Raw genomic sequence first — 26,425 nt, forward strand, 5'->3', positions numbered from 1 at the left:
CTCACGCGGCCTCCCGCGGGTTCACGCACGTGCAGCGCTGCGGCGACCAGTCGCCGCGCGCGAGCGCGAGGTCGCCGATCGGGTTGACGCCGGGCCCTGCGGCCAGGGCGTGACCGGCGAGGGCGTGCAGGCACTTCACGCGCGTCGGCATGCCGCCCGCCGAGATGCCCGCGATCTCTTCGACCTCGCCGTACACGGCACGGTCGGACAAATACGCTTGGTGGGCGGCACGATAGGCATCCGCCACGTCGTCGTCCTCGCCGAGCAGGTCGCTGAACTCGCGCATGACCTGCGTGGCCTCCAGCGCCGACATAGCTGCGGTCGCGCCCGGGTGGGTCAGGTAGTAGAACGTCGGAAACGGCGTGCCGTCGGGCAGGCGCGGCTCGGTCGCGACGACCGTCGGGTTGCCGCACACGCAGCGTGCCGCGATGCCGACGACACCGCGCATGGGCCGGCCGAGCTGCTCGCGCATGACGTCGAGATCAGCTTCGGTCGCTGCGGTGAGGGTGGGGTGCGGCACCCTCACAGGCTACCGGCCGCACCTGACGGAGTGCTGGACCGCGCGCGCCTACGGCGTCGGGGTGGCCGGGTCGGTGGCATCCGTCGGACCGGTCGCCGTCTCGGCGAGACCGGCGGCGGCAACCGAGCGCACGAGCTGCGCCATCCAGTCGGAGCGAGTCTGCTCGACCTCGTCGCTCACGGGCTGCTGGTCGAGCGGGATCGACGCGGGCGGCAGGTCGTCGTCGACGAGGTAGACGACCTCACCGGGCCGCACGTAGTACAGCCGCGCCCGCGCCTGCGATGTGACGTAGGCGGGGTCAGACCACCGGTCCTTCTGCAGTTGCAGGTCGGCGACCTCGTCGGCGGTCAGTTGCACCGATGCGGTGAGCGCGGCGATCTCCTGCCGCTGCGACAGGTAGGTGCCGACCGTCGGTACAAGCACGAAGACGGCGAGGACGACGAGCCCGAGCATGATCCCGGTGAACGCCGAGAAGCGGATGCCCCCGGCCCACTCCCGCACGTCGACACGGCCGCGCGTACGAGAACGGGGAGCCGTCGTGTTGCTCACGGCTCCCCCTCTCGTCAATGCGTCAGTGCGCGTCAGCCCTTGAAACGGGGGAAGGCCGCACGGCCGGCGAAGGTCGCCGCGTCGCCCAGTTCTTCCTCGATGCGCAGAAGCTGATTGTACTTCGCGACACGCTCGCTGCGAGCGGGCGCGCCGGTCTTGATCTGGCCCGCGTTGGTCGCGACGACGAGGTCGGCGATCGTGGTGTCCTCGGTCTCACCCGAACGGTGCGACCACATCGAGCGGTAGCCGTTGGAGGTGGCCAGGGCCACGGCATCCAGCGTCTCCGACAGCGAGCCGATCTGGTTGAACTTCACCAGCAGCGCGTTGGCGACACCGAGGTCGATGCCCTGCTGCAGGCGCGACGGGTTCGTGACGAACAGGTCGTCGCCGACGAGCTGCACCTTCGAGCCGATCGCGTCGGTGAGGGCCTTCCAGGCATCCCAGTCGTCTTCGGCGAGGGCATCCTCGATCGTGACGATCGGGAACGAGTCGACCAGGTCGGTGTAGAACGCGATGAGGTCATCGGCGGTCTGCGCCTTGCCGTCGAGCGTGTAGACGCCGTCCTTGAAGAACTCGGTGGCGGCGACGTCGAGGCCGACCGCGACGTCCTTGCCGGGCGTGAAGCCGGCCTTCTCGATCGCGCGGATCAGGAACTCGAGGCCCTCGCGGTTGCTCGGCAGGTCGGGGGCGAAGCCGCCCTCGTCACCGAGGCCCGTCGCGAAGCCGGCGGCCTTCAGCTCGCCCTTGAGGACGTGGTAGACCTCGGTGCCCCAGCGCAGCGACTCGGAGTAGGTCTCGGCGCCGATCGGCGCGAGGAAGAACTCCTGGAAGTCGATGCCGTTGTCGGCGTGCTCGCCACCGTTGATGACGTTGAACAGCGGCACGGGCAGGACGTGCGCGTTCGGGCCGCCGACGTAGCGGAACAGCGGCAGGTCGGCGCTGTCCGCGGCGGCCTTGGCGACCGCGAGGCTCACGCCGAGAATCGCGTTCGCGCCCGTGCGCGACTTGTTCTCGGTGCCGTCTGTCTCGATGAGGATCTCGTCGATGACGCGCTGCTCGCTGGCATCCACACCCTCGATGGCGGGGCCGAGCTCGTCGATGACGGCGGCGACGGCCTTCAGGACGCCCTTTCCGCCGTAACGGCTCTTGTCGCCGTCGCGAAGCTCGTACGCCTCGAATGCGCCGGTCGACGCGCCGGAGGGGACGGCCGCGCGCTGGACGATCCCGTCGTCGAGCAACACCTCCACCTCGACGGTCGGGTTGCCACGCGAATCCAGGATCTCGCGTGCGCCTACAGCCTCGATCAGTGCCACAGGGGACTCCTTGCTTGTGGAGGATGAATCTCGGAGCGTCGTCGGTCCGTCTTCGAGCATAGTGAAGCGGATGCCGAGGTCACAGTGCGCCTGCCGGGTTTATGGGGTTGGGTTTCGTGTGCGTTCGTGATGTGTTCGGCTGTGGGGGTTGGTGGCGCGGGGTCAGGCGAGGACGGCGAGCGCGATGCCGTCCCACCCCTTGGCATCCAGCGTCTGCAGCGCCGTCGCGTCGAAGCGGGGGTCATCGCGCAGCATCGCCAGGCCCGCGCGGACCCCTGCGACCTGCGCGCTGTCGTCGGCCGGGTCGGCGACGCGGCCCGAGCGCACGACGTTGTCGACGATGACGAGCGCACCGGGGCGGCCCAGGCGGACCGCCCAGTCGAGGTAGATCGTGTTGGACTCCTTGTCGGCGTCGATGAAGACGAGGTCGAACGGTGGGGCGCCCTCGAGGGTCGGCAGCACGTCCGCGCCTCGGCCGACGCGGATCTCGACCTTCTCCCCCACGCCGGCCCGATCGATGCTCGCCTGCGCGACGGCGGCGTGCGCGGGCTCTGCCTCGATCGTCGTGACCGATCCCCCGTCGGGCAGTGCCCGCGCAAGCCAGATCGTCGAATACCCGCCGAGGGTGCCGATCTCGAGCACCCGGCGCGCCCCGATCGCCCGCGCAAGCAGGTGCAGCAGCTTGCCGCCGGTCGGGGCGACTTCGATGTCGGGCATCCCCGCTGCACGTTGATCCGCGACGGCAGCGGCGAGCGCCGGGTCTTCGCCGACGAGTGTCGCGACGAGGTAGCGGTCGACGGCGTGCGCGGCATCCGCACTCAGCGGCAGGGGTTCGCTCATGCCGCCAGCCAACCCGCCACGACAGCCGGCGTCAACCGTCACCTCGCCTGCGCGGTCGACTCGCGGACGACGAGGGTCGGGGTCGCGACCTCGTGCCGGGCGGGGTTACCCGCGAGCAGGTCGGTCAGCTGCCGCAACGCGAGAGCGCCCATGTCGCGGCGCGGCTGGTCGACGCTCGTGAGTGTGGGGCGCAGCTTCGACGCGAGGTCGATGTCGTCGTAACCGGCGATGCTCAACGCGTCGGGAACCCGGATGCCCGCGTCGAACGCCCGCCCGACGAGATCGACGGCGAGGCGGTCGTTCGCGCAGCACACCGCCGTCGGTGCCTCACCACCGCCGCCCGCAACAGTGGCAATGAGCACCGCCGGGTCCGCCTCCACGACGGTCGCGTCCTCGAGTCCGAGTTCGCGCATCATCGCGAGATACGAATCGCGCCGCGCGACGGCGGCTGGTCGCATCGATCCCGACAGGTGCGCGACGCGCCGGTGCCCGAGCGCGATCAGGTGGTGCATCGCGAGGCGCATCCCGGACCGGTCGTCGTTCGACACCTGACCCACGCCAAGCGGCAGATCGACCGGCCGCCCGACCACCACGAGCGGTACGCGCCGCGCGAAGTCGCCGATCGTCGCGGCATCCGCCTGCCCCGACACGATCACGATGCCGTCGACCCCGAGGGCCAGCATGCGCTCCAGGCGCGCCCGCAGCACCTCGCGATCACGCCGCCCGTCGGCGATCACGACCGCCATGCCGCCCGCTTCGGCGGCATCCTCCACACCGTGCACGACGTCGGTGTGATACCCGCTGCGCAGATCGTCCACCAGGACACCGATCGTCTGGCTGCGCCCGCGCACGAGCGAGCGCGCCCAGGGGTTCGACCGGTACCCGAGCCGGTCGGCGGCATCCAAGATGCGCGCCCGGGTCTCGGCGCGCACGCCGGCATCCCCGCGCACCGCGAGCGACACGAGCGACTTCGACACGCCCGCCGCCGCGGCGACGTCGTGGATGGTGGGCGGGCGGTCCCGCGGCTCTCTCACTCTGCTGGTCTACCAGCGGCTGGAGCGTTCCAGAAGATTCCAACTGGAGCGTTCCACGAGCGTTCACGCGCTGGTGTCTGGACGTATACGCCCGCTTCGTACGGTCGATGGCAACCACGAACGAGAAGAGCCTCTGTGTCCGATCCCCACTCCCCCCTGCATCACGCGCCCCGCGCCCTCCTGCTCGACTTCGGCGGCGTCGTCTTCCAGACGGCCAAGCGCCCGTCCGGTCGCGACGAACTCGCCGCGTCGCTCGTCGAGCGCGCCGCCCGGGCCGGACACGTGATCGATCAGGGCTCGGTGCGCGCATCACTGGATGCCGGGATCACGGCCCTCGGCCACTGGAAGCACGCCTCGAGCCGCCGCCTCGAACCGCGCGAGATGACCCACCGCGAAGTCGTCGGAGACTTCCTCGTCGCCGATCTGCCGACGCCCGTGCGCACCCTCCTGGTCGCCGAAGCCGGCGAGGTGCTCGAAGAGCTCAACACCACACTCTCCGAGCACGAGGTACGCCCGGGCATCCGCGACCTCATCGCCGAAGCGCAGCGCCGCGGCATCCCGCTCGGCATCGTCAGCAACGCGCACTCGGGTCGCAGCCACCGGCGACTGCTCGCCGCACACGGCCTCGCGGACGCCTTCGCCGTGCAGGTGTACAGCGACGAAGTCGGCATGCGCAAGCCGCACCCGCGCATGATCGAGCTCGCCGCGACGGCGCTGGGCGTCTCGCCCGCCGACGCCTGGTACGTCGGCGACACGCAGGACCGTGACGTCGTCGCGGGCCGCCGCGCGGGCGTCGGCGCGGTCGTCCTCACCGCGAGCAAGCACACCGACAACCCGCCGTTCGGCATCGCCGACAGCGCCGACGCCGTCTTCGAGACCCCCGAGGGGCTCTTCGAGGCGCTGCGGGATGCCGCGCAGCCGCGCCCCGCCGTGAACGTCACCCCGTCGTCCACGCCCGTGTCCACCCCGGCGTCCCCCTCGACCGGGGGTGCGGCGCTGCTCATCGACCACGGCGGGGTCATCTCGATCTCGGTGCCCGACGATGCCCTGCTCGACGCGTTCGGCGAGCGCCTCGCCGCACTTCTCGATGGGCCCGACGAGCGCGTCGACGCGGCACGCGCCCGCGCGCTCATCGCGGCCGGCCGCGCCCGGCACCGCGCCTTCAAGGCCGAGCAGCGCGCCGCCGTCGAGGCCGGTGGCACGCATGACATCCGCGAACTCGACGCGACGACGTTCTGGCGCGACTACGTCGGCGCGGGCCTCTCGCCGCGCGCGCAGGCCCTGCTCGAAGCCGAGGCACACGACCTGATGTACCGGTACGGGCGGGCCAAGAGCCGCCGCAGCCTCCGCAGCGGCATCCGCGACCTTCTCGAGCAGACGCGCGCCGCGGGCATCCCCGTCGTCGTCGTGTCGAACACCATCAGCGGACGCGCCGTGCGCGCCGAGTGCGCCGCGCACGGCATCGACCACCTGATCGCGGCGTACGTGTGCTCGGACGAGAACGGGTTCCGCAAGCCCGACACCCGCATCGTCACCGAAGCCCTCGTCATCGCGGCCGCCGACGGCGCCCACACGTGGTTCCTCGGCGACAAGCCGCACAACGATGCGGCCGTCGCCCTCGCCGCCGGCATCGCCCACCGCGTGCTCGTGCGCGGCGGCACGACCGACGACGTCGAACTCGACACCGCCCTGGCATCCGGCCTCGCGACCGACGTCGTCGACTCCGCGAGCGAGCTCGCCGGCCTCATGACCTCCCCTGTCCGCACATCCCGTGACGCAGCCCGCGTTCCGGCTCCGTGAATCCCGAACCGCAAGGAGAACGACCGTGACCGAGACCGACCTCACCTACCGACGCGAAGGCGCGCTGCGCGGCATCGGTGCCCCCGGGGGCGACCTCACGACCCCGCAGAAACTCATGATCTTCGTGCTGTCGATGGCCCTGTTCGGGCTGTCGAACATCATCCTCGAGGTCATCCCCGACGTCTCGATCGGCCCGATCGACGTCTCCGTCAGCTACTTCGTCTTCGTCCCGCTCACGATGGTGGCGCTGTTCAGCCCGTTCTGGGCAGCCCTGGGCGCGCCCCTCGGCGAGATCATCTTCACCGACCTGCTGATGGGCGACTTCTCGGGCCTGGCCGAGGTCGAGGGCTTCATCCAGATGTTCCTCGCCCTGTACATCGCGGGCACGCTCATCCGGAACCCCCGCTCACGCACCCAGATCTGGATCGGCGCGATCACGGTCGTGCTGATCGACAAGGCGCTGTCGGCGATCGTCGACCTGTCGAAGGTGTGGATCGGCCTCGAAGACCCCGAGTTCGTCGAAGGCCTGCCGCAGTCGATCCTCGCGATCGAGGGCATCGGCCTCGGCGTCGACATCCTCATCAGCGGCATCCTGTTCGGTGCGATCCCCGCGATGTGGCTGATCCCGGCGCTGCACGGCAAGATCGAGCCGCTGCTGGGCGTGCGCCCGCGCGTTCCCGGTGAGCCGATCCCCGGTGCGGCTCCCAAGGCCGGCTGGTTCGTCGCCGTCGCCGTACTGCTGGCGATCGCGTCGTTCTTCTTCGCCTTCCTCGAGGCGTGGGACATCTCGATCGGCGCGGTCGAGACCGAGCTGCTCGACCAGTACGGCGACGGATTCCTGTGGGTGAGCGTCGGCGCGATCGTCGTGACCCTCGGCATCGCCCTGGTGCTGTTCCGCCTCTACCGCAAGAACCAGGAGCGCTGATCGTGAGCGACCCCGTCGTCGTCATCGAGAACCTGTCCTTCCGATACCCGGGAGCGGATGCCGATGTGCTCCGCAACGTCAACCTCACGATCGAGCGCGGCGACTTCGTCGCGGTCGTCGGAGGCAACGGGGCGGCCAAGACCACGCTCTGCAAGAGCATCAACGGTCTGATCCCGCACTACTGGGCCGGAGAGTTCGCAGGTTCCGTGACGGTCGACGGGGTCGACACGTACACCTCCAGCGTCGCCGAGCTGTCGACGAAGGTCGGGTACGTCTACCAGGACTTCCAGAACCAGCTCGTGCGCCCCACCGTCCGCGACGACGTCGCGTTCGGCCCCATCAACTTCGGTCGCGACTCGCATGCCGCAGACACGGATGCCGCGCTGGATGCCCTCGGCATCGCCGGGATCGAGGGCCGCTACATCTGGCAGCTGTCGGGCGGTCAGGCGCACCTGACGGCGCTTGCCGGGGCGCTTGCGCTGAAGCCCGCCGTCATCATCGTCGACGAGCCCGTCGCCGAGCTCGACCCCGCCCGCGCCGAGGAGATCTACGAGCGCCTCGCCGAGCTCAATCGCCAGGGCGTCACGATCATCACGATCGAGCACCACGCCGAATTCGTCGCCCGCTACGCCCGCTCGGTCGTGCTGATGGCCCACGGGTCGCCGGTGTGGCACCTGCCGATCGACGAGGCGCTCGCGCGCACCGCCGAGCTCGAAGAGCACGGCATCCCCGCTCCGCAGGCCGTGCAGGCTGTGCGGGCATTGGGAGTGGATGCCGCGCCCCGCACCCCCGCAGAGGCGGCCGCGCTGCTCGGTGGGCGCGTTGCAGTGGGTCGCGAGCGGGCGGCTTTCGTGGACGACGAGGCGGACCCCTCGGCATCCCCCGGACGCATCGTCGCCGAGATGACGAACGTGACCCACGGCTACAAGGCCGTCGGCGGCTCGATCACGCGCGTGCTCGACGGGCTCGACACGACGCTGCACGCGGGCGAGCGGATCGCGCTGGTCGGCGGCAACGGTGCCGGCAAGTCGACGCTGCTGAAGCTGCTGGCCGGCATCATCGTCGCGCGCGAGGGCGAGGTCACGATCGACGGCCGCAGCACCCGGTCGGTGTCGGCGCGCGAGATGGCGACGACGGCGGCCTACCTCGCGCAGCATCCGCAGCTCATGTTCTTGAAGGGCACCGTCCGCGACGACATCGCCCTCTTCCCCCGCTCGCACCGGATGCCCGACACCGACGCGATCGTGCAGCGTGTGCTCGACCGCGTGGGGCTCGTGCCGCTCGCCGAGCGCGACGGACGCACGCTGTCGGGCGGCCAGCAGCGCCGCGCGACGCTCGCCATCGGGCTCGCGATGCGTCCGAAGCTGCTGCTGCTGGACGAGCCGACCTCGAGCCTCGACACGCAGAGTCGCGACGACGTGACGACGATGCTCGCCGAGCTCGCCGATTCGATCGAGTGCACCGTCGTCGCGACGCACGACATGCAGCTCGTCGCCGAATGGGCCAGTCGCGTGCTCGTGCTCGACGGCGGCAAGGTGCTCGCCGACGTCACGCCGCGCGAGCTGTTCGCGGACGCCGCGCTGCTCGAGCGGGTGCGCCTGCGCCCGCCGCAGATCGCCGTAGTCGGGCGGGAGTTGGGGCTCGATTCGGTGCCGCTGTCGGTGGCGGAGTTGGTGGATGCCGTGCGGTCGGCGGAGTTAGTCGGGGTGTCGGCGGAGGCGGTGGTTGGGGCGTCAGCGGCTGTGACCGGCCCGGCCCGACCGGAACTGGAGGTGGTGTGATGGCCCGCGTGCATCACGACGTGCTGTCGGTCGAGTGGATCAAGCTGGAGCTCATCCGCACGGCGTATGCGACCCGCGGCGGCCTGTTCGCGGCGATGGACCCGCGCGCGGTCGTCGTCTGGTACATCGTGCTGGCGATCGTGCCGTGGTTCACGCACAACATCACCGTGCTCGCAGGCCTGTTCGCGATCGGTGTCGTGTCGATCTTCCTCGCGCGGGTCGGGCCCCTGATCCTCGGCCTGTTCGTGCTCGGGATGGGCATGGAAGTCGTCTACATGTCGATTGCGGCATGGCTTTTCGGTGGCAACATCGATACCGTCATCGCGCTGGCCGCGCTCAACCTCAAGCTCGGCGTGGTGGCGCTTGCGAGCATGGCGGCGTTCGTGTCGCTCGACCCCGAGAAGCTCTCCGATGCGCTGCTCGCGTTCCGCGCGCCGCAGATGCTGGCGTTCGGCGTGAGCTACGGATATCGCATGCTGCCGATCCTCATCGAGGAGTTCAGCACCGTCTTCGAGGGCTACCGCCTGCGCACCGCGCCGCCGGCGAAGAAGGGCCTGCTGGGATGGCGCGTCGGCGTGCAGTGGGCGCAGCTCGCGGTGCTGTCGTTCTACCCGATCTTCCTCAACACGGCGAAGTCGGTGCGCACGACGGTCGAGGCGCTCGAGACCCGCGGATTCACGCACGGCGCCGCGAACGCCAACGGCCGCCGCATCCGCATGGCGAAGCTGCACATCCGCCCGCTCGATGTCATCGTCCTCGTCGTGACGCTCTTCGCGATCGCCGTCGCCTTCGCCGCCGGCGCCGCCTGGCCGGTCTACCGATAGCGGTCGGCGGCGCGGTCAGGCCTTCGCGCGGGCGGCGAGGACGCCGAGCAGGGCGGCGCCGGTCGCGGCATCCTCGACCGTGACGGTGATGACCTTGCCGTTCGTCCGGTGCACGCGGATGCCGGGGCCCGAGCGCAACACGATGCCGAAACCTCCGCCGGGAGCCCAGCGCATGCCCCAGCCGCCGAACTCCCCCATCGGGTTGACGTCGACTGCCTCGGCCGATGCGATGTCGCGCAGCGGCACGTGCAGACGCGGCAGACCCACGATCGAGTTGACGGTCAGACCCGCCGCGTCCACGCGCACGTGGAAGGCGAGCGTCGAGACGACAGCGGCGGCACACACGACGGTCACGACGACGAGGATCACGACCGTGCCCGCCGGCGCATCCGCGAAGGCGGTCACGAGAGTGACCACGACCAGCAGCACGAACGCCGCGACGAGCGCGATCGCGGCGCCGCGTGCAAGCTGCACGCGCTGCAGCCAGACGGCGCGTTCGTCGCCGTCGAGCTCGATGGGCGCCTCCGGCGCGAGCAGTGTCGGGCGGTAGGGTTCGTCGGGCTGAATCAGCCACCCGACCACCCCCGTGACGACCGCGACGGCGAACGCGACGACGAGCGGGACGACGACCGATGGGGCATCCTGCCACGACGCGAGATCGGCCTGCGCGACGAAGGTCCACGCGCCGAGCACGCCCATGAGCACCGAGGTCGCGAGAGCGACCGCACCGAGCAGGCGATAGGTCGCGCCGCGGTCGCCGCGCCGCAGCCCGGCGTGCGCCGAGAGTGCGATGAGCAGCGGCACGCCGAGTCCGACGACGAGCGTCAAGACGATCAGCAGCCACGCGGGGCCCGAGCCGTTCGGCCCACCGCCTGAGCCCCAGTGGATCGCAATCGGATCGGGCACGCGCGGCAACACGATCAGCTGGATCGCGACCGCGATCGCCGTCACGATGAGCGGCAGCATGAGGGCCACGAGAGTGAAACGGCGGACGGCGAGCGGGGCACGGCCGGTCATGCGGATTCCTCCAGGGTCAGAGCGGCGTGGCGGGCCAGCGCGGCGAACGCGTCGGCGGAGACACCGAGCTCACACGCCCGGCGGGCGACCTCGGTGAGGTCGGCGTGCAGCGCGGCCGACTGCGCCGCGGCGGCGGTCACGACGGCACCGCGGCCGCGGTGCATCTGCACGAGTCCTTCGTCGCGCAACTGCTGGTACGCGTGCAGCACGGTGTGCAGGTTCACCTCGAGCGCGGCGGCCAGTTCGCGCGCCGACGGCAGGCGCTCCCCCGCCCGTACCCGGCCGGCGACGACCTCGGCGCGCACGGCGTCGGCGAGCTGCGTGAACAGCGGCGTCGTCGCCTGCGGATCGATGCGGAGGAGCATGTGCCTATTCTAGTACAACTAGAACAGTTGTGAAAGGCGGACAATCGATGTGCCCGGCATCCACCCCCTCGGCACACTGGCGGAATGCGAATCACTCCCCGCCGCCTCGCGATCGGTATGAGCCTGTGGGCACCGAACCTGTTCAGCGGCATCCGCGTGAAGAAGTTCTCGGATGACTGGACGCGTGCGACCGTCGAACTGCACGTCAACGTGATCACCCGCAACTACGTCAAGACCGCGTTCGGCGGGTCGCTGTCGGCGATGACCGACCCGTACTTCTTCATGCTCGTGTTGCACCAGCTCGGCCGCGACTACGTCGTGTGGGACACCCGCGGCGAGATCGAGATGCTCAAGCCCGGGCGCGGCGTGCTGACGGCGCACTTCCATGTGCCGAGTGAGCAGGCCGCCGCTCTGCGCGAGCGTGCCAAGGGCGGCGCGAAGGTGCTCGAGTGGTTCGAGACCGACATCACGGATGCCTCGGGCGACGTCGTCGCGCACGTGCGCCGCGAGGTGTACGTCCGCGAGAAGCGGCGCGTGACCGACGCTGCGGCGGGGTGACGCCTCAGGCGCTCGGCGCGAGTGTGGGCTGTGCGGCGGCTTTCACGTCGGCCTTCGCAGATCTCGCGTCGGCCTTCGCTGCAGCTTTCGCCTCGGCGAGCGCGGCGCGCACGGCGGGCAGTAGCGCCTCGGCCGTGCGACGGTAGCCGAGGGCGCTCGGGTGGAACCGGTCGAGGCTGAACATCTCCTCGGGCTGTGTCACGAAGAACGGGCCGACCGCGCGGCGCAGCGACACCGCGCGGGCACCGCGGCGGGCGACGACCTCGGCCTGCGCGTCGGCGAGCTGACGTGACAGTCGCGCGCCGAGCGCGCGCAAGGGCTGCGGGACGGGTCGTAGCGACCCGAGATCGGGGCACGTGCCCACCACGACGGCGGCGCCGAGATCCTGCAGACGCCCGACCGCCTCGTCGAGGTGTCCGACCGAGGTCGAGACCGACACGCGGTGCGTGACGTCATTGCCGCCCACGACGATCACGGCGACATCGGGACGGTAATCGTCGGGCAGACCGTCGATCTGCGCCGCAAGCATCGACGACTCGGCGCCGACGACGGCGGCCGTCCGCAGCCGCACCCGGCGCCGCTGTGCGCGAGCGAGCCCTTTCGCGAGCCGAGCCCCGAGGGTGTCTTTGCGCCGCTCGGCGCCGAGCCCCGCCGCGATCGAGTCGCCCAGGACCACGAGCTCGAGCGGGCGCCCCTCGAAGCGCGCACCCCACACGCGGTCAGAGTCCACGGCATCGTCGCCGTCGAACGGCTTGCCGATGCGCCGCCGCGCGACGGCGGCCTGGCGCACGAGCATCGCACGCGCACCGAGGAACACGAGTCCAGCCGCCGCCACGGTGCCGACCGCCGCGACGACAGCGGGCCGCGGCGCGGCGGCGCGCGATGCAGTCATGCGCCCATGCCAGCCCATCGCGGTGAACAGATGCCATCACGCGAGTGACCGCGCGGTGACGCGCCGTGCCGGCGTGCGCCTTACTCGCGCTATGGCGGGCCGAACTACTGATCGCTGGTGCAGGAGTGCGCTCAGGGGCAGGTTTGAGTGCTCACCTGCCCCACACAGCAGGTTTTCGGCACGCCGAGCCGAGCACGCGCGCCGTCAAGAGAGCGGCTTGAGCTCCAGATCGCCGCGGGTGGCGCCGGCCGACACCGTCGCGAACGCGGTGTAGCCGTCGGCGGCCGCGCGCTCGAGCAGCGCCTTCAGGTTCTTGGTGCGCTGCTCGAGCCGCACCCGCGAGCCCTCGGCAATGAGCGCCGCCTTCAGCGCGACGAGCTCAGCGACGGGCACGTCGCGATCGTGCACGAGCACGACGGCGGATGCCGCGGCATCCGCACCTGCCTCGAGCAGGTCGACGATCCGCTCGAAGCCGATCGAGAAGCCGACGGCGGGCACGTCCTGGCCGAGGAACCGGCCGATCATGCCGTCGTAGCGGCCGCCGCCGCCCAGCGAGTAGTCGACGCTCGGGTGCGCGAGCTCGAAGATCGTGCCGGTGTAGTAGCCCATGCCGCGCACCAGGAACGGATCGAAGTGCAGCGGGACGCCGCCGGCCGCTCCCCCGCCCGTCGAGCCGCCGGGCGAGGGGCTGGTCGAGGCGCGCGCCGCGCCGACGGCCTCGCCGATCGCGACGAGGTCGGCGACGATCTCGTCGGGCACACCCTCGGGCAGCGCCTTGCGGATCTGACCCGCACCGTAAGGGCGGAACTCGAGCGTCTGCGGACGGCGCAGGAACGCCTCGAACGCGTCGACGGCGCTCGCCGATGCGCCGCGCTCGCGCAGCTCGGCGACCACACCCTGATCGCCCAGCTTGTCGAGCTTGTCGATCGTGATGAGCACGCCGGGCCGCTCGTCAGGGGTGAAGCCGAAGTGCTCGAGCATCCAGTCGAGAGCGCGGCGGTCGTTGATGCGGATCGAGCCACCCTCCAGTCCCAGTGCGTCGAGCGTGTCGAGGCTCGCGGCGAGCAGCTCGGCCTCGGCGCGCCCGGTGGCATCGCCGATGATGTCGATGTCACACTGCACGAACTGGCGGTAGCGCCCCTTCTGCGGACGCTCGGCCCGCCACACCGGCGCCATCTGGATCGACCGGAACACCGTCGGCAGTTGCGCCCGGTTCGTCGCGTAGAAGCGGGCCAGCGGCACGGTCAGGTCGTACCGCAGTCCGAGGTCGCTCAGCGCGGCGGGGTCGTCAGCGGCGGCGCGGATCGCCTCAGCATCCAGCCCCCGCTTGAGCACGTTGAACGCGAGCTTCTCGTTATCGCCGCCGATCCCGGCGTGGAGGCGGTCGTAGTCCTCGACGACGGGAGTCTCGATCTCGTCGAAGCCGTGCGCGCGATAACGCTCGCGGATGACGGCGAGCACGCGCTCGCGGCGGGCCTTGTCGGCGGGGAGGAAGTCGCGCATGCCGCGCGGCGGGTTCACGGATGCCACGGTGCCATTCTTCCAGGTCGGCGCAGTGGGCCGTGCGGACGCACCCCGGCTCAGCCGCGTTCGGCCGCGCGGATCTCGTCCTCGAGGCGCCGGATCGCCCCTCGGAGTGCCCGATCGGCATCCCATCCCTGCTGCCGCGCCCGCCCGACGAGCCCCAGCAGCGTGTCCCCCAGTTCCTCCTCCGTCGCCGGCCCCTGACCGCGGGACTGCAGTCGTGCATCGAGACGGCGGTCGGCGGGTGCTGTTTCGATGCGCCGCTGCTGGTTCGCGGGCGGCGCGGCGATTCCGAGCGGCGCGGCACGGCCGAGGAGCTTCTGTGCGAGAGCGAGCGAGGGCATGTGCGGCGACACCCCATCGAGCACCGAGCGGCGCTCGCGCTTCTCGGCGGCCTTCGCTGCGTTCCAGTGCACGAGGACTTCCTCGGGCGTCGTCGCGACAGCGTCCGCGAATACGTGCGGATGCCGCCGCACCATCTTCTCGACCAGGCCGGATGCCACGTCGTCGATGTCGAACGGATCGTCAGGGTCCTGCGCGGCGATCGCCGCGTGGAACAGCACCTGCCACAGCAGGTCGCCGAGTTCCTCGCGCAGGTCGGCGCGCGTGCCGGTCTCGACGGCGTCGACGAGTTCGGCCGACTCCTCGACGAGGTACGGTACCAGGTCGTCGTGCGTGATGCGCTGCGACCACACACACCGCTCGCGCACGGCGCGCATCGTCTCGGCCGCCTCCCGCAGCGGGTCGGCGGGAGCTTCTCCATCGCGAGACGGCGTCTGCGCGACGAGGCTGCGTGCCACGTCCGCCGTCTCGTCGCCAGAACGCAGTCTCGTAGACGGAGGACGGGTCGCGGCCGGGCCGGCAGCCGGGGCGGGCGCGGTCGCGGCCGGGCCGGTCACGCCGGCGCCGGCGCCGTCGCGCTGGGGGTCACTCGTCGGTGATGCCATGCCCGCCACGATACGAGGATCCCGGCAAGAATGAGCGAGATCACCGACCCGGCGAGCACGCCCAGCGTCGCCTCGTCTCGGATCACCGGCTGCGATTCGAACGCCAACTCGCTCAGCAGCAGCGACACCGTGAACCCGATGCCGCCCAGGGCCCCGGCCGCGACCAGGTCGCCGAAGGCGAGTCGTTCACCGGACGGATGCCGCAGCATCCGTTGCGCGGCTGCGCCCGCGAGCGATATCCCGACGATCTTTCCGACCGGCAGCGCGACCAGGACGCCCCAGAACGCGGGCGAGAGCTCGCCCACCGACACGGCGGGGATCGTCACGAGGGCGGCAGATAGCGCGAACAGCGGCAGCACGACGCCGTTCACCCACGGCTCGATCGCATGCCGCGTGCGCAGCGCAGGCTGCTGCGCCATCACGAGACCCAGCACGACACCCGCGATCGTCGCGTGCACCCCCGACTCGTGCACAGCAAACCAGGTCCCGAGGCCCGAGACGACAAGTCCCGCGATCGCGAACGGCCGACCGCGCGTGTCGAGCGCACGACTGCAGAATCCGAACACGACGACGAACCCGAGAGCGAGCAGCAGCATCGCGAAGTCGACGCCGGAGGTGAACAGCACCGCGATGAACACGATCCCGACGATGTCGTCGAGGATCGCCAGCGCCAGCAGGAACACCCGCACTCCCGACGGCAGCCCGCGCCCGAACACCGCCAATACGCCGAGCGCGAACGCGATGTCGGTCGCCGTCGGAATCGGCCAGCCCGCCGCACCATCGGCAGAGCCTGCCGTCACGGCGAGGTAGATCGCGATCGGCACAAGCACGCCGCCTGCCGCCGCGATCGCGGGCATCACCGCACGACGACGCGACGCGAGCTGCCCGGTCGTCAGCTCGTACTGCAGCTCGACCGCCGCCGCGAAGAAGAAGATCGCCAGCAGGCCGTCCTGAATCCAGTGACCGACCGACATCTCAAAGATGCCGAGGATGCCGATCGAGGCATCCTTCACCCCGAACGCGGCATCGGCCGCGGGCGAGTTGGCCAGTACGAGTCCCGCCGCGGCGGCGACCAGCAGAAGCATCGCGGGAAAGCGCTCAGATCGGAGCAGGTGCATCAGAAATCCTCCAGGGTCGGGTCTTACACCGTCGACCAGGCTTCCCGACACACCGACTCCAGCGTAACCCGTGACAAAACCGAAACACCGGCCCGTTAGCGTGGAGGGATGCCTGAGATGCCCCGCACCGATGCCATCGACCTCGTCGGCCGTGGCGAAGCCGAGCAGGAACTGCCCGAGCGCATGCGCGCCGACGTGCGCATGCTCGGCGCTCTGCTCGGCCGTGTGCTGCGCGAGAGCGGCACGCCCGGTCTCTACGAGGACGTCGAACGCCTGCGCCAGGCGACGATAGCCGCCTACACCGACGAGTCCCCCGAGGCGTTCGAGCGCGCCGCGGCGATCGCCGAGTCGTTCTCGCTCGAGCGCGCCGATGAGGTCGCCCGTGCTTTCACGGTGTACTTCCACCTCGTCAACCTCGCCGAGGAGCACCAGCGCGTGCGCGTACTGCGCGAGCGCGACGGCCGCCCCGAGAAAGAGAACGCCGCCGATTCGGTGGCCGCCGCCTTCGTGCGCCTCGCTGCCGAGGTCGGCGACGACACGGCGCTGCGCCGCCTGCAACAGCTGCGCTTCCACCCGGTGTTCACGGCCCACCCCACCGAGGCCCGGCGTCGTGCCGTCTCCACCAGCATCCGTCGCCTCGTCGCACTGCTGACCGAGTACGACGTTTCGCTGCGCGGCGGGGCCGACGAGCGCCGCACCGAGCGCCGCATGCTCGAAGAGATCGACACACTGTGGCGCACCGCTCCGCTGCGCGCCGAGAAGCCGACACCTGTCGACGAGGTGCGCGCCATCATGTCCGTCTTCGACGAGACGCTCTACACCGCCGTCCCGCACGTGTACCGCCGCGTCGACGACGCGCTGCAGGGGCCGGCTGCAGGCAGTCGCGCGCCCATCGTGCGCCCCTTCGTTCGGCTCGGAACCTGGGTCGGCGGTGACCGCGACGGCAACCCGTTCGTCACGGCATCGGTCACCAAGAAGGCGGCCGGCATCGCGGCCGAGCACATCCTGCTGGGGCTGGAGAGCTCGGCCGACCGCATTGCGAAGACCCTCACGCTGTCAGCGGGGACGACGCCGCCCAGCCCGGCCCTGACGGCGCTGTTGCAACGCCTCGGCGCCGCCGACGAAGAAGGGGCTGCGGATGCCGCGAAGCGGGCCAAGGTCGAGCCGCACAAGCGCGTGATGCTGCTGCTCGGGCGCCGCATCGCCGCGACGCGCCGTCGCGACGCCGACCTGGCGTACCGCGACCCGGCGCACCTGCTGGACGACCTGCGCGTCGTGCAGGACTCGCTCGTCGCCGCGGGCGCTCCGCGACAGGCGTACGGGCACCTGCAGCAGCTGCTGTGGCAGGTCGAGACGTTCGGATTCCACCTGGCCGAGCTCGAGGTGCGCCAGCACTCCGCCGTCCATGCGAAGGTCCTCGCCGAGTGCGATGCCGCGGCCACGGGCGGCCAGCTCACGGGCACGCTCAGCACGCAGGCTGAGGAGGTGCTCGAGGTCTTCCGCACGATCGCGCAGATCCAGCGCCGCTACGGGCCGGGCGCCGCGGGCCGCTACATCGTGTCGTTCACGCAGTCGGCGACCGACCTCGCGAACGTGCACCGCCTCGCCCGCTACGCGGTCGGCGCGGGCGGCACTCCCCCTGTGCTCGACGTGATCCCGCTGTTCGAAACCTTCGCCGATCTGCAGGCCGCGCCCGCGATCATGGCCGAGATCGTCAGCGACCCCGACTTCGCCGCGCGTCTGGACGCAACCGACCGCCACCTCGAGGTCATGCTCGGCTACTCCGACTCGTCGAAGGACGTCGGCCCGGTCGCCGCGAACCTGGCGTTGTACGAAGCGCAGGCGAAGATTGCGGCGTGGGCGCAGGATGCCGGCATCCACCTCACCCTCTTCCACGGACGCGGCGGTGCCCTCGGCCGCGGCGGCGGCCCCGCCAACTCGGCGATCTTGGCGCAGCCGCCGCACTCGGTCGACGGACGGTTCAAGCTGACCGAACAGGGCGAGGTCATCTTCGCCCGCTACGGCGACCCGAACATCGCGATGCGCCACATCGACCAGGTCGCGGCGGCGGTGCTGTTGGCATCCGCCCCCTCGAACGAGCAGCGCAACAGCGCGGCGGCCGAGCGCTACGCCGACATCGCCGCGACGATGGACCGTGCCTCGCGAGAGCGCTTCTTCGCGCTCGTGAAGGCCGACGGGTTCGCGCCGTGGTTCGCGACCGTCACGCCGATGGAAGAGATAGGGCTGCTCGCGCTCGGCTCACGCCCGGCGCGCCGCGGGCTCTCGGTCGAGTCGCTCGAAGACCTGCGGGCGATTCCGTGGGTGTTCGCGTGGTCGCAGGCTCGCATCAATCTGGCCGGCTGGTTCGGACTCGGCACGGCCCTCGAGGCCGTCGGTGACGAAGAGGCACTGCGCCGCGCGTACGCCGAGTGGCCGCTGTTGCGCACGGTGATCGACAATGTCGGCATGAGCCTGGCGAAGGCCGACGACCGCATCGCGCAGCGCTACCTCGATCTCGGCGATCAGCCCGAACTCGCCGCGCTGGTCCTGGACGAGATGCGCCTCACGCGCCGCTGGGTCATCGCGATCACCGGCGGCGACGAGCTGCTCGCCAACAAGCCCGTGCTGCAGCGCGCCGTCAAGATGCGCAGCCCGTACGTCGACGCGCTGTCGCTGCTGCAGCTGCGCGCGCTGCGCACGCTGCGGGCGGGCGACGTGTCGGATGCCGACCTGCCGGGCTGGCAGCGGCTGCTGCTACTCAGCGTCTCGGGCGTCTCGGCGGGGCTGCAGAACACGGGGTGATCCCGAGCGTCGTCGCGCCGGTCGCGCGGGGCTGACCGCAACAACTCAGGAACGCCGATGGCGACGCGCGGGGCGACCCGCGGAATCACGCGGAGACAGCCCGCGCGTGGGCGCGCGACTCCTGTGTTATTGCGGCACGCCGGATGTTGCGGCACACCGGATGTTGCGGCACGCCGGATGTTGCGGCACGCCAGCGCCTGCGGCGCGCCAGCGCCTGCGCCGATCAGTCGACGCGGCGATCGTCGCGGTGGCGGGCGAGGGCGGCGCCGTAGCGCTCGGTCAGCTGGATCATGAGGTCGGGCGTGTCGCGGTCGAGGCCGAACACGTAACCCGGGAAGTCGAGGTCCTTCTGCAACGCCCAGATCTCCTCGTGCCGGTCAGGTGACAGCACCTGGGCGGGGTCACCGACGGCGACCCACCCGATCGGCACGACCGAGTCCGGCGGCAACACCGTGCGCAAGTGCACGACGGCGCCGATGCGCACCTCGCTGCGCGTGCCGATGCGCGCGCCGTTGAACACGCGCGTCCCGGTCGCGAGGAACACCTCGTCGGCGACCGTCGCCCCAGACAGACTCGCGGTCGGGCCGACCAGCACGTGCGAGCCGATGTGCACGGGGTTGGCCGCGCTCGCGCGGATCAGCGCGTTCTCCATCACGATGACGTTCTCGGCGAGGGTGATCGCGCCGCCCTCGGCAGTAATGACGGCGCCGTGCAGCACCTGGCATCCTGCCCCGATCGTGACCTCTCCCGAGACGACGGCGGTCGGCGCGACAACGGCGTCGGGGTGGATGCGGGGCCGCGCCCCGAGGTGCTCGAACTGCATGTCTGCCACCCTGCCGCTAGTGTGGGCAGGTCGCAACATCCTCATCGGTGCGGACCCGTGCGGCATTTCCCGATCGAGAGCTCCACCATGCCCCAACCGCTGCCCGACTCTGTCCAGTCCGTCTTCGAGGAAGTCATCCGCCGCAATCCCGGCGAGACCGAGTTCCACCAGGCCGTGCGCGAAGTCCTCGAGAGCCTGGGCCCGGTCATCGCGAAGCACCCGCAGTACACCGACGGCGAGATCATTCGACGCCTGTGCGAGCCCGAGCGGCAGATCATCTTCCGGGTGCCGTGGACCGATGACGCCGGCCGCGTGCAGCTCAACCGTGGGTTCCGCGTCGAGTTCAACTCGGCTCTCGGCCCATTCAAGGGCGGGCTGCGCTTCCACCCGAGCGTCTACCTCGGCATCGTCAAGTTCCTCGGCTTCGAGCAGATCTTCAAGAACTCGCTCACGGGTCTGCCGATCGGCGGAGGCAAGGGCGGCTCGGACTTCGATCCGAAGGGCCGGTCGGATGCCGAGATCATGCGCTTCAGCCAGTCGTTCATGACCGAGCTGTACCGCCACATCGGCGAGTACACCGACGTCCCCGCCGGCGACATCGGCGTCGGCACGCGCGAGATCGGCTACATGTTCGGTCAGTACAAGCGCATCACGAACCGCTATGAGTCGGGTGTCCTCACCGGAAAGGGCCTGACCTGGGGCGGTTCCCGCGTGCGCACCGAGGCGACCGGATACGGCGCCGTCTTCTTCGTCGACGAGATGCTGCGCGCGACGGGCGACTCGTTCGAGGGCAAGCGCGTGGTCGTGTCGGGCTCGGGCAACGTCGCGATCTACGCGATCGAGAAGATCCACCAGCTGGGCGGCACGGTCGTCGCGTGCTCGGACTCGAACGGCTACATCGTCGACGAGCAGGGCATCGACCTCGACCTCCTCAAGGAGATCAAAAACGGCCACCGCGGACGCGTCGCCGACTACGCCGCCGCGCGCGGCGCTCACGTCGCCTACGTCGAGGGCGGCTCGATCTGGGACGTCCCGTGTGATGTCGCGCTACCCTGCGCGACGCAGAACGAACTGCCCGAGGATGCCGCGCGCGCGCTCGTCCGCAACGGCTGCACGATCGTCGCCGAGGGCGCCAACATGCCCACGACGCCGACCGCGATCCGGGTGCTGCGCGAGGCCGGCGTGCGCTTCGCCCCCGGCAAGGCGGCCAACGCGGGTGGTGTGGCGACGAGTGCCCTCGAGATGCAGCAGAACGCCTCGCGCGATTCGTGGAGCTTCGAGCACACCGAGGAGCGCCTGCAGACGATCATGCGCCAGATCCACGACCGGTGCCTGACGACCGCCGATGAGTACGGCGCCCCCGGAGACTACGTCGCCGGCGCCAACATCGCCGGCTTCACGCGCGTCGCCGACGCGATGCTCGCACTCGGCCTCATCTGAGGTTGCGCCCGCCCGGCGACGCGTGGTGGCGCCGGGGCGGGCGATCTTGTTGGCGCGAATGTGCCCCTGGGCATCCTTGAGATGCGCATTTGCGCCAGCCTTCTGGGTGCGCGGGGAACCAGGTGGCACGTAGGAACAGCTCAGCAGCCCCGAGCTGGTCGCCAGCGCCACCCGGTTTGGCACGCGCAGATTCGGGCGGCGCGGAGGAACAGCTCAGCAGCCCCGAGGTGGTCGCCAGCATCACCTGGTTGGGGGCGGGGAACCAGGTGGCACGTAGGAACAGCTCAGCGGCCCCGAGGTGGTCCCCAGCACCACCTGGTTTGGCATGCGCGGACTCAGGTGGCGCGGAGGAACAGCTCAGCCGCCACGAGGTGGTCGCCAGTGCCACCTGGATACGCGAGGCCGCGGGTCCCATCTGAGGGCTACGCCGCGCGGGCGCGCGAATAGTTGGCGCAGATGTGCCCCTGGGCGTCGTTGAGGTGCGCATTTGCGCCAACTCTTTGGCGGCGAGGGGTGGATGCCTGGACGCTGGATGCCCCGAGGCCCGCCGCGCCGGCCCCAGCGCCCGCGCCGAGTCAGGCCTCGGCTGCGGTGGGCAGCGGGTAGAGCTGGTCGAGCAGCTGCGCGACCCAGGCGATGAGGTCGGCGTCGGCGAGCGGCTCGCCTCCGGCTGAGGGCAGCGGGACGATCATCGCCTCTCCCCCGGCGAGCACCTTCGACTTGGGGTACAGACGCTGCAGCCGCACCCGCATCGAGTCCGCCGCGGGCGCCGGGGCGACGCGCAGGTTCGGACCCATCGCGACGACGTCGGTCAGTTGCGCCTGCGCGGCGCGGCGCCGCAGGCGCGCGACGCGGAACAGCCCGTCGACTTCGGCGGGCGCCTGGCCGTAGCGGTCCTCGAGCTCTTCGCGCACGAGGTCGATCGCGTCGGTGCTCGCACCGGAGGCATCCGCACCCGCGCCCCCGCCAGAACCAGCACCCGACCCAGCACCCGCACCCGACCCAGCACCAGAAACCGAACCCGCCGCAGCCGACAGCTTCTGGTACGCCTCGAGGCGCAGCCGCTCGCTGTCGATGTAGGACTCGGGGATGCGCGCCTCGACGGGCAGCTCGAGACGCAGCTCGGCCGGCCCCTCGACCTCGTCGCCGCGGAAGGTCGACACGGCCTCGCCGATCATCCGCAGGTACAGGTCGAAGCCGACGCCGGCGATGTGTCCGGCCTGCTCGGCTCCGAGGAGGTTGCCGGCGCCGCGGATCTCGAGGTCCTTCAGCGCGACCTGCATGCCGCTGCCGAGGTCGTTGTTGACGGCGATCGTCTCGAGCCGGTCGGCCGCCGTCTCAGACAGCGGCTTGAGCTCGTCGTACAGGAAGTACGCGTACGCCCGTTCGCGCCCACGCCCGACGCGCCCGCGCAGCTGGTGCAGCTGGGAGAGCCCGTACTTGTCGGCACGGTCGATGATGATCGTGTTCGCGTTCGAGATGTCGAGCCCGGTCTCGATGATCGTCGTCGAGACGAGCACGTCGAACCGCCGCTCCCAGAACCCGTCGACGACCTCTTCGAGCGCGTGCTCACCCATCTGCCCGTGCGCGACGGCGATGCGCGCCTCGGGAACGAGTTCGGCCAGCTGCGCCGCGACACGCTGGATCGACTGCACGCGGTTGTGCACGTAGAACACCTGGCCTTCGCGCAGCAGCTCGCGCCGGATCGCCGCGGCGATCTGCTTGTCGCTGCGGGCGCCGACGTAGGAGAGGATCGGATGCCTGTCCTCCGGTGGCGTCTGCAACGTCGACATCTCACGGATGCCCGTGACGGCCATCTCGAGCGTACGCGGGATCGGGGTCGCGCTCATCGCGAGGATGTCGACGCCGGTCTTGAGCTTCTTCAGGGCATCCTTGTGCTCGACGCCGAACCGCTGCTCCTCGTCGATGATCATGAGGCCGAGGTCTTTGAAGATCACCTTCTCGGTGAGGATGCGGTGCGTGCCGATCACCATGTCGACGGTGCCGTCGGTGAGTCCCGCGAGCGTGTCGCGCGCCTCTTTGTCGGTCTGGAACCGCGACAGCGGCCGCACCTTCACGGGGAAGCCCGCGAAGCGCTCGGTGAAGGTCTCGAGGTGCTGCTTGACGAGCAGCGTCGTGGGCACGAGCATCGCGACCTGCTTGCCGTCCTGGATCGCCTTGAACGCCGCGCGCACGGCGACCTCGGTCTTGCCGAAGCCGACGTCGCCCGACAGCAGCCGGTCCATCGGGATCGGTCGCTCCATGTCGGCCTTGATCTCGTCGATCGTCTGCAGCTGGTCGGGCGTCTCGGCGAACGGGAACGCCTCTTCGAGCTCGCGCTGCCAGGGCGTGTCGGGGCCAAACGCGTGCCCCTTGGCGGCCATGCGCGCCGAGTAGAGCTTGACGAGCTCGACCGCGATGTCGCGGACGGCCTTGCGCGCCTTGCCCTTCGCCGCGGCCCAGTCGCTGCCGCCCATCTTCGACAGCGCCGGGGCGTCGCCGCCGACGTAACGGCTCAGCAGATCGAGCTGGTCGGTGGGCACGAACAGCTTGTCACCGGGATGCCCGCGCTTGGACGGCGCGTACTCGAGCACGAGGTACTCGCGCGTCGTCTTGACCGCGTTGCGCCCGCCGCTGGAGACCTCGCGCTGCACGAGTTCGACGAACTTGCCGATGCCGTGCGTCGAGTGCACGACGACGTCGCCGGGCTTGAGCTGCAGTGGGTCGACGACGTTGCGGCGCCGCGACGCGAGCTTCTTGACGACCTGGCCGTCGGCGCCGATCGTGCGGCCGTAGAACTCCGACTCGGTGAGCACGGCGAGCTTCGCGTCGGGCAGTTCGAATCCGCTCTCCAGCGCTCCGAGCACGGCCGTCGCGACGCCGGAGTCGGGGGCATCCGCGAGGTCGTCGACGGCACGCGCCGCGATGCCGCGTTCGGCGAGCACGTCACGGGCGCGGTCGACGAGGCCGGGGCCGGATGCCGCGACGACGACCGCCCAGCCGTCGGCGACGAGCTCGCCGACGTGCGCCGTGGCACCGTCGACGTTGCCCTGGAACGAGGGCACGGGCCGGGCCGGCACGCGCACGACATCGCTGTCGCCGAGGCCTTCGTCGGCGGCATCCGCTTCGCCCGAATCGAAGCCGCTGAACGCCCACCAGGCGCCGCGGCGCTCGGCGGCGGCCCGCCGCAGATCGGGGAGGGTCAGGAAGTCGCCCGCCTCGAGGTCGACGGGGCTGTCGGCGCCGGCGGTCGCGGCACTCCACGCCGCCTCGAGGAACTCGCGGTTGGTCTCGCTGAGCGTCATGGCCCGCGCGACGGCACGCTCGGGGTCGATGAGCGCCGCGGCCGAACCGCGCGGCAGATAGTCCACGAGCGGGAGGACCGCGTCGGCGACGCTCGTCAGCAGCGACTCCATGCCTTCGACGGGGATGCCTTCGCTCATCTTCTCGAGCATCGCGCGCAGGCCGGGGAACCGGTCGTGCAGCGCAGCTGCGCGCGCCCGCACGTCGGGCGTGAGCAGCAGTTCGCGCCCGGGCAGCAGGGTGACGCCCGCGACGTCGCCCGGCAGCGACCGCTGGTCGGCCACCGAGAACGCCCGGATCTGCTCGACCTCGTCGCCGAAGAACTCGACGCGATACGGGTGGTCGGCGTTCGGCGGGAAGACATCGAGGATGCCACCGCGCACGGCGAACTCGCCGCGACGCGACACCATGTCGACGCGCACGTAGGCCAGTTCGACGAGGCGTCGCACGACCGCTTCCAGGTCGTGACCGCGCGCGCCCGCCGACAGCTCGAGCACACCGGCGTCGGTGAGTCCGGCGGCGATCGGCTGCAGTGCGGCGCGGACGGATGCCGTGACGATGAGCGGACCACTGTCGGTCTCACTCCACGCGGCGGCGTCGCGCAGCACCGACAGCCGGCGCCCGACGGTTTCGGCAGACGGGCTGAGCCGCTCGTGCGGAAGGGTCTCCCACGCCGGGAAGTGCCGCACCACCGCATCGGGCACGAGGCTCTGCAGCGCCGCCCCGATACTCTCGGCGCGCCGACCCGTGGGGGTGATCACGAGCACCGACCGCGGCGCGTCGGTGCCGCGGCGGGCGTCGAGCAGTGCCGCCAGCACGGGGGCATCCAGCCCCGGAAGCATCGAGAAGTCGGTGTCGATACGGGCCGCTTCGGCGGCTGCCTGCACGGACGGAGCCTGCGTCAGGGCGCGCGCGATCCCGGAAACTGTCACCGAACGAGTCTATTCCGCCCCGCCGACACGCAGACTGCGGCTGTCTCTAGGATGGGCGGGTGAGCGACTACCCGCAGATTCCCCCGTCCTACCCGCTCGCGCAGCCCTACCCGCCGCCCGTACGCACCGACTCGCCTGCGCTCGGTACGATCGCGCTGCTTCTGGCGATCGCCGGAGCGGTCGGTGCGACGATCATCGCCGTGTTCGCGGGCGTCGCCGCCGGTCCCGACGTCCTGCGCGCACTCGAGAGCACGACGCCCGACGGGTCGATCGACCTGAGCCTGCTCTCCCCCGTGCGCGGGTGGGTGCTCACCGGCGAGGTCGCGTTCTGGGCCGGCACGGTGCTGGGGATCTGGGCGATCGTGCAGGGTGGCATCGCCCTGGCATCCCGTCGTGGCTTCGGCGCCGGACTCGCCGCGATCATCGTCGCGGCGGTCGGCCCCGTCGTCTTCGTCGTCGCGCTCACGCTCGCACTCGGCGTCGGCGCCGGTCTCGAAGGACTCTGAGCCGCCGCGACTCGCGGTCAGGCGCGCGGCGCGTGGTGCTTCTGCTGCGCCGCGAGCAGGCCCTCGTCGATGAGCTGCTCGACGGCGTCGGCGGCGTCCCCGAGCAGCAGCGGCAGCTGCGTGCGCTGCGCCGCCGAGAACGGGTCTAGCACCCAGTCGGCCGGGTCCTGGCGCCCCGGCGGGCGGCCGATGCCGACGCGCACGCGCGGGAACTCCGCGGTGCCGAGTGCCTTGGCGACATCACGGATGCCGTTGTGTCCGCCGTGCCCGCCGCCGACCTTGAGCTTGATGGTGTCGAACGGGATGTCGAGCTCGTCGTGGATCAGCACGACACGCTCGGCCGGCACGTCGTAGAAACGCGCGAGCTGCGAGACGGGCCCGCCCGACACGTTCATGAACGAGTTCGGCGCGGCGAGCACGAGCTTCGCGGCGCCCGGTCGCAACCAGGTCTCGGCGACGCGCGCGTTCGCCTTGTGCGCGCGCAGGGTCTCGCCGCGACGCGCGGCGAGTTCACCGACGACCATCTGGCCGACGTTGTGCCGCGTCTGCTCGTACTTGGCACCCGGGTTACCCAGGCCCACCACCAGCCACGTGTCAGCCATCTGCTCCCTT

At 70.8% G+C, this 26,425-nt stretch carries 22 protein-coding genes; 8 read left to right on the forward strand and 14 right to left on the reverse strand.

The window, feature by feature from the left end; all coding sequences use genetic code 11:
• Nucleotide 1 precedes the first annotated feature (1 nt).
• The 5 genes from BGO46_RS01835 to BGO46_RS01855 form a co-directional block, all read right to left on the reverse strand.
• Nucleotides 2–472, reverse strand: coding sequence for a DUF501 domain-containing protein (locus BGO46_RS01835; protein ID WP_292677897.1), 471 nt, complete (start codon nucleotides 470–472; stop codon nucleotides 2–4).
• Between the two features lie 96 nt (nucleotides 473–568).
• Nucleotides 569–1,069: a septum formation initiator family protein gene (locus BGO46_RS01840; RefSeq protein ID WP_292677794.1), complete on the reverse strand. Its 501-nt coding sequence runs from the start codon at nucleotides 1,067–1,069 to the stop codon at nucleotides 569–571.
• A 32-nt stretch (nucleotides 1,070–1,101) separates the two neighbouring features.
• Entirely contained in the window at nucleotides 1,102–2,382 is a 1,281-nt protein-coding gene (gene eno, locus BGO46_RS01845) for a phosphopyruvate hydratase (protein ID WP_292897060.1), read from the reverse strand.
• Nucleotides 2,383–2,544: 162 nt separating this feature from the next.
• Complete coding sequence (locus tag BGO46_RS01850; RefSeq protein WP_292677792.1) at nucleotides 2,545–3,222, reverse strand: O-methyltransferase; 678 nt, start codon at nucleotides 3,220–3,222, stop codon at nucleotides 2,545–2,547.
• Between the two features lie 38 nt (nucleotides 3,223–3,260).
• Nucleotides 3,261–4,256, reverse strand: coding sequence for a LacI family DNA-binding transcriptional regulator (locus tag BGO46_RS01855; RefSeq protein ID WP_292677790.1), 996 nt, complete (start codon nucleotides 4,254–4,256; stop codon nucleotides 3,261–3,263).
• 135 nt (nucleotides 4,257–4,391) lie between these two features.
• Between BGO46_RS01855 and BGO46_RS01860 the strand changes: the two genes are divergently transcribed.
• From BGO46_RS01860 to BGO46_RS01875, 4 genes are read left to right on the forward strand one after another with little or no spacing between them, the layout of a single operon-like run.
• On the forward strand, nucleotides 4,392–6,056 hold the full coding sequence (locus tag BGO46_RS01860; RefSeq protein WP_292677788.1) for an HAD-IIIA family hydrolase: 1,665 nt from the start codon (nucleotides 4,392–4,394) through the stop codon (nucleotides 6,054–6,056).
• A 25-nt stretch (nucleotides 6,057–6,081) separates the two neighbouring features.
• Nucleotides 6,082–6,981, forward strand: a complete 900-nt coding sequence (locus BGO46_RS01865) for a cell division protein FtsQ (RefSeq protein ID WP_366246774.1) — start codon at nucleotides 6,082–6,084, stop codon at nucleotides 6,979–6,981.
• A gap of 2 nt (nucleotides 6,982–6,983) precedes the next feature.
• Complete coding sequence (locus BGO46_RS01870) at nucleotides 6,984–8,762, forward strand: ABC transporter ATP-binding protein (RefSeq protein WP_292677786.1); 1,779 nt, start codon at nucleotides 6,984–6,986, stop codon at nucleotides 8,760–8,762.
• The gene (locus BGO46_RS01875; RefSeq protein ID WP_292677784.1) at nucleotides 8,762–9,586 is read left to right on the forward strand and encodes an energy-coupling factor transporter transmembrane component T; all 825 of its coding nucleotides are present in this window, start codon (nucleotides 8,762–8,764) and stop codon (nucleotides 9,584–9,586) included. Before BGO46_RS01870 ends, BGO46_RS01875 begins: the two co-directional genes overlap by 1 nt.
• Nucleotides 9,587–9,601: 15 nt before the next feature.
• On the opposite strand, the gene BGO46_RS01880 is transcribed toward BGO46_RS01875, so the two are convergent.
• Both BGO46_RS01880 and BGO46_RS01885 read right to left on the reverse strand, forming a co-directional pair.
• Entirely contained in the window at nucleotides 9,602–10,603 is a 1,002-nt protein-coding gene (locus tag BGO46_RS01880) for a DUF1648 domain-containing protein (RefSeq protein WP_292677782.1), read from the reverse strand.
• Nucleotides 10,600–10,968 carry a GntR family transcriptional regulator gene (locus BGO46_RS01885; protein WP_292677780.1) on the reverse strand — a complete coding sequence of 123 codons (369 nt, stop codon included), beginning with the start codon at nucleotides 10,966–10,968 and terminating at the stop codon, nucleotides 10,600–10,602. Before BGO46_RS01885 ends, BGO46_RS01880 begins: the two co-directional genes overlap by 4 nt.
• 84 nt (nucleotides 10,969–11,052) lie before the next feature.
• On the opposite strand from BGO46_RS01885, the gene BGO46_RS01890 reads away from it, so the two are divergent.
• On the forward strand, nucleotides 11,053–11,526 hold the full coding sequence (locus BGO46_RS01890) for a DUF4442 domain-containing protein (protein WP_292677778.1): 474 nt from the start codon (nucleotides 11,053–11,055) through the stop codon (nucleotides 11,524–11,526).
• 4 nt (nucleotides 11,527–11,530) lie between these two features.
• Here BGO46_RS01890 and BGO46_RS01895 read toward each other — a convergent pair whose 3' ends face one another.
• From BGO46_RS01895 to BGO46_RS01910, 4 genes are all read right to left on the reverse strand, one after another.
• Nucleotides 11,531–12,418, reverse strand: coding sequence for an SGNH/GDSL hydrolase family protein (locus tag BGO46_RS01895; RefSeq protein WP_292677776.1), 888 nt, complete (start codon nucleotides 12,416–12,418; stop codon nucleotides 11,531–11,533).
• Nucleotides 12,419–12,622: 204 nt separating this feature from the next.
• Nucleotides 12,623–13,921, reverse strand: a complete 1,299-nt coding sequence (locus BGO46_RS01900; RefSeq protein WP_292677893.1) for an ATP phosphoribosyltransferase regulatory subunit — start codon at nucleotides 13,919–13,921, stop codon at nucleotides 12,623–12,625.
• A 77-nt stretch (nucleotides 13,922–13,998) separates the two neighbouring features.
• Entirely contained in the window at nucleotides 13,999–14,661 is a 663-nt protein-coding gene (locus BGO46_RS01905; RefSeq protein ID WP_292677891.1) for a MazG family protein, read from the reverse strand.
• Between the two features lie 176 nt (nucleotides 14,662–14,837).
• Complete coding sequence (locus BGO46_RS01910) at nucleotides 14,838–16,007, reverse strand: Na+/H+ antiporter NhaA (protein ID WP_292677774.1); 1,170 nt, start codon at nucleotides 16,005–16,007, stop codon at nucleotides 14,838–14,840.
• Nucleotides 16,008–16,115: 108 nt separating this feature from the next.
• Here BGO46_RS01910 and BGO46_RS01915 point away from each other — a divergent pair, with 108 nt between their 5' ends.
• Complete coding sequence (locus BGO46_RS01915) at nucleotides 16,116–18,809, forward strand: phosphoenolpyruvate carboxylase (protein WP_292677772.1); 2,694 nt, start codon at nucleotides 16,116–16,118, stop codon at nucleotides 18,807–18,809.
• A 223-nt stretch (nucleotides 18,810–19,032) separates the two neighbouring features.
• On the opposite strand, the gene BGO46_RS01920 is transcribed toward BGO46_RS01915, so the two are convergent.
• Entirely contained in the window at nucleotides 19,033–19,632 is a 600-nt protein-coding gene (locus tag BGO46_RS01920; protein ID WP_292677889.1) for a gamma carbonic anhydrase family protein, read from the reverse strand.
• 87 nt (nucleotides 19,633–19,719) lie between these two features.
• Between BGO46_RS01920 and gdhA the strand changes: the two genes are divergently transcribed.
• Complete coding sequence (gdhA, locus tag BGO46_RS01925) at nucleotides 19,720–21,072, forward strand: NADP-specific glutamate dehydrogenase (RefSeq protein WP_292677770.1); 1,353 nt, start codon at nucleotides 19,720–19,722, stop codon at nucleotides 21,070–21,072.
• Between the two features lie 575 nt (nucleotides 21,073–21,647).
• Here gdhA and mfd read toward each other — a convergent pair.
• Nucleotides 21,648–25,307: a transcription-repair coupling factor gene (mfd, locus tag BGO46_RS01930; RefSeq protein WP_292677768.1), complete on the reverse strand. Its 3,660-nt coding sequence runs from the start codon at nucleotides 25,305–25,307 to the stop codon at nucleotides 21,648–21,650.
• Nucleotides 25,308–25,366: 59 nt separating this feature from the next.
• On the opposite strand from mfd, the gene BGO46_RS01935 reads away from it, so the two are divergent.
• The gene (locus BGO46_RS01935) at nucleotides 25,367–25,813 is read left to right on the forward strand and encodes a hypothetical protein (RefSeq protein WP_292677766.1); all 447 of its coding nucleotides are present in this window, start codon (nucleotides 25,367–25,369) and stop codon (nucleotides 25,811–25,813) included.
• A 17-nt stretch (nucleotides 25,814–25,830) separates the two neighbouring features.
• On the opposite strand, the gene pth is transcribed toward BGO46_RS01935, so the two are convergent.
• Nucleotides 25,831–26,415 carry an aminoacyl-tRNA hydrolase gene (gene pth, locus BGO46_RS01940; protein ID WP_292677764.1) on the reverse strand — a complete coding sequence of 195 codons (585 nt, stop codon included), beginning with the start codon at nucleotides 26,413–26,415 and terminating at the stop codon, nucleotides 25,831–25,833.
• Nucleotides 26,416–26,425 lie beyond the last annotated feature (10 nt).

This window comes from Microbacterium sp. 70-16 (genome assembly GCF_001898315.1).
In the GTDB taxonomy this organism is placed as follows: Bacteria; Actinomycetota; Actinomycetes; order Actinomycetales; family Microbacteriaceae; genus Microbacterium.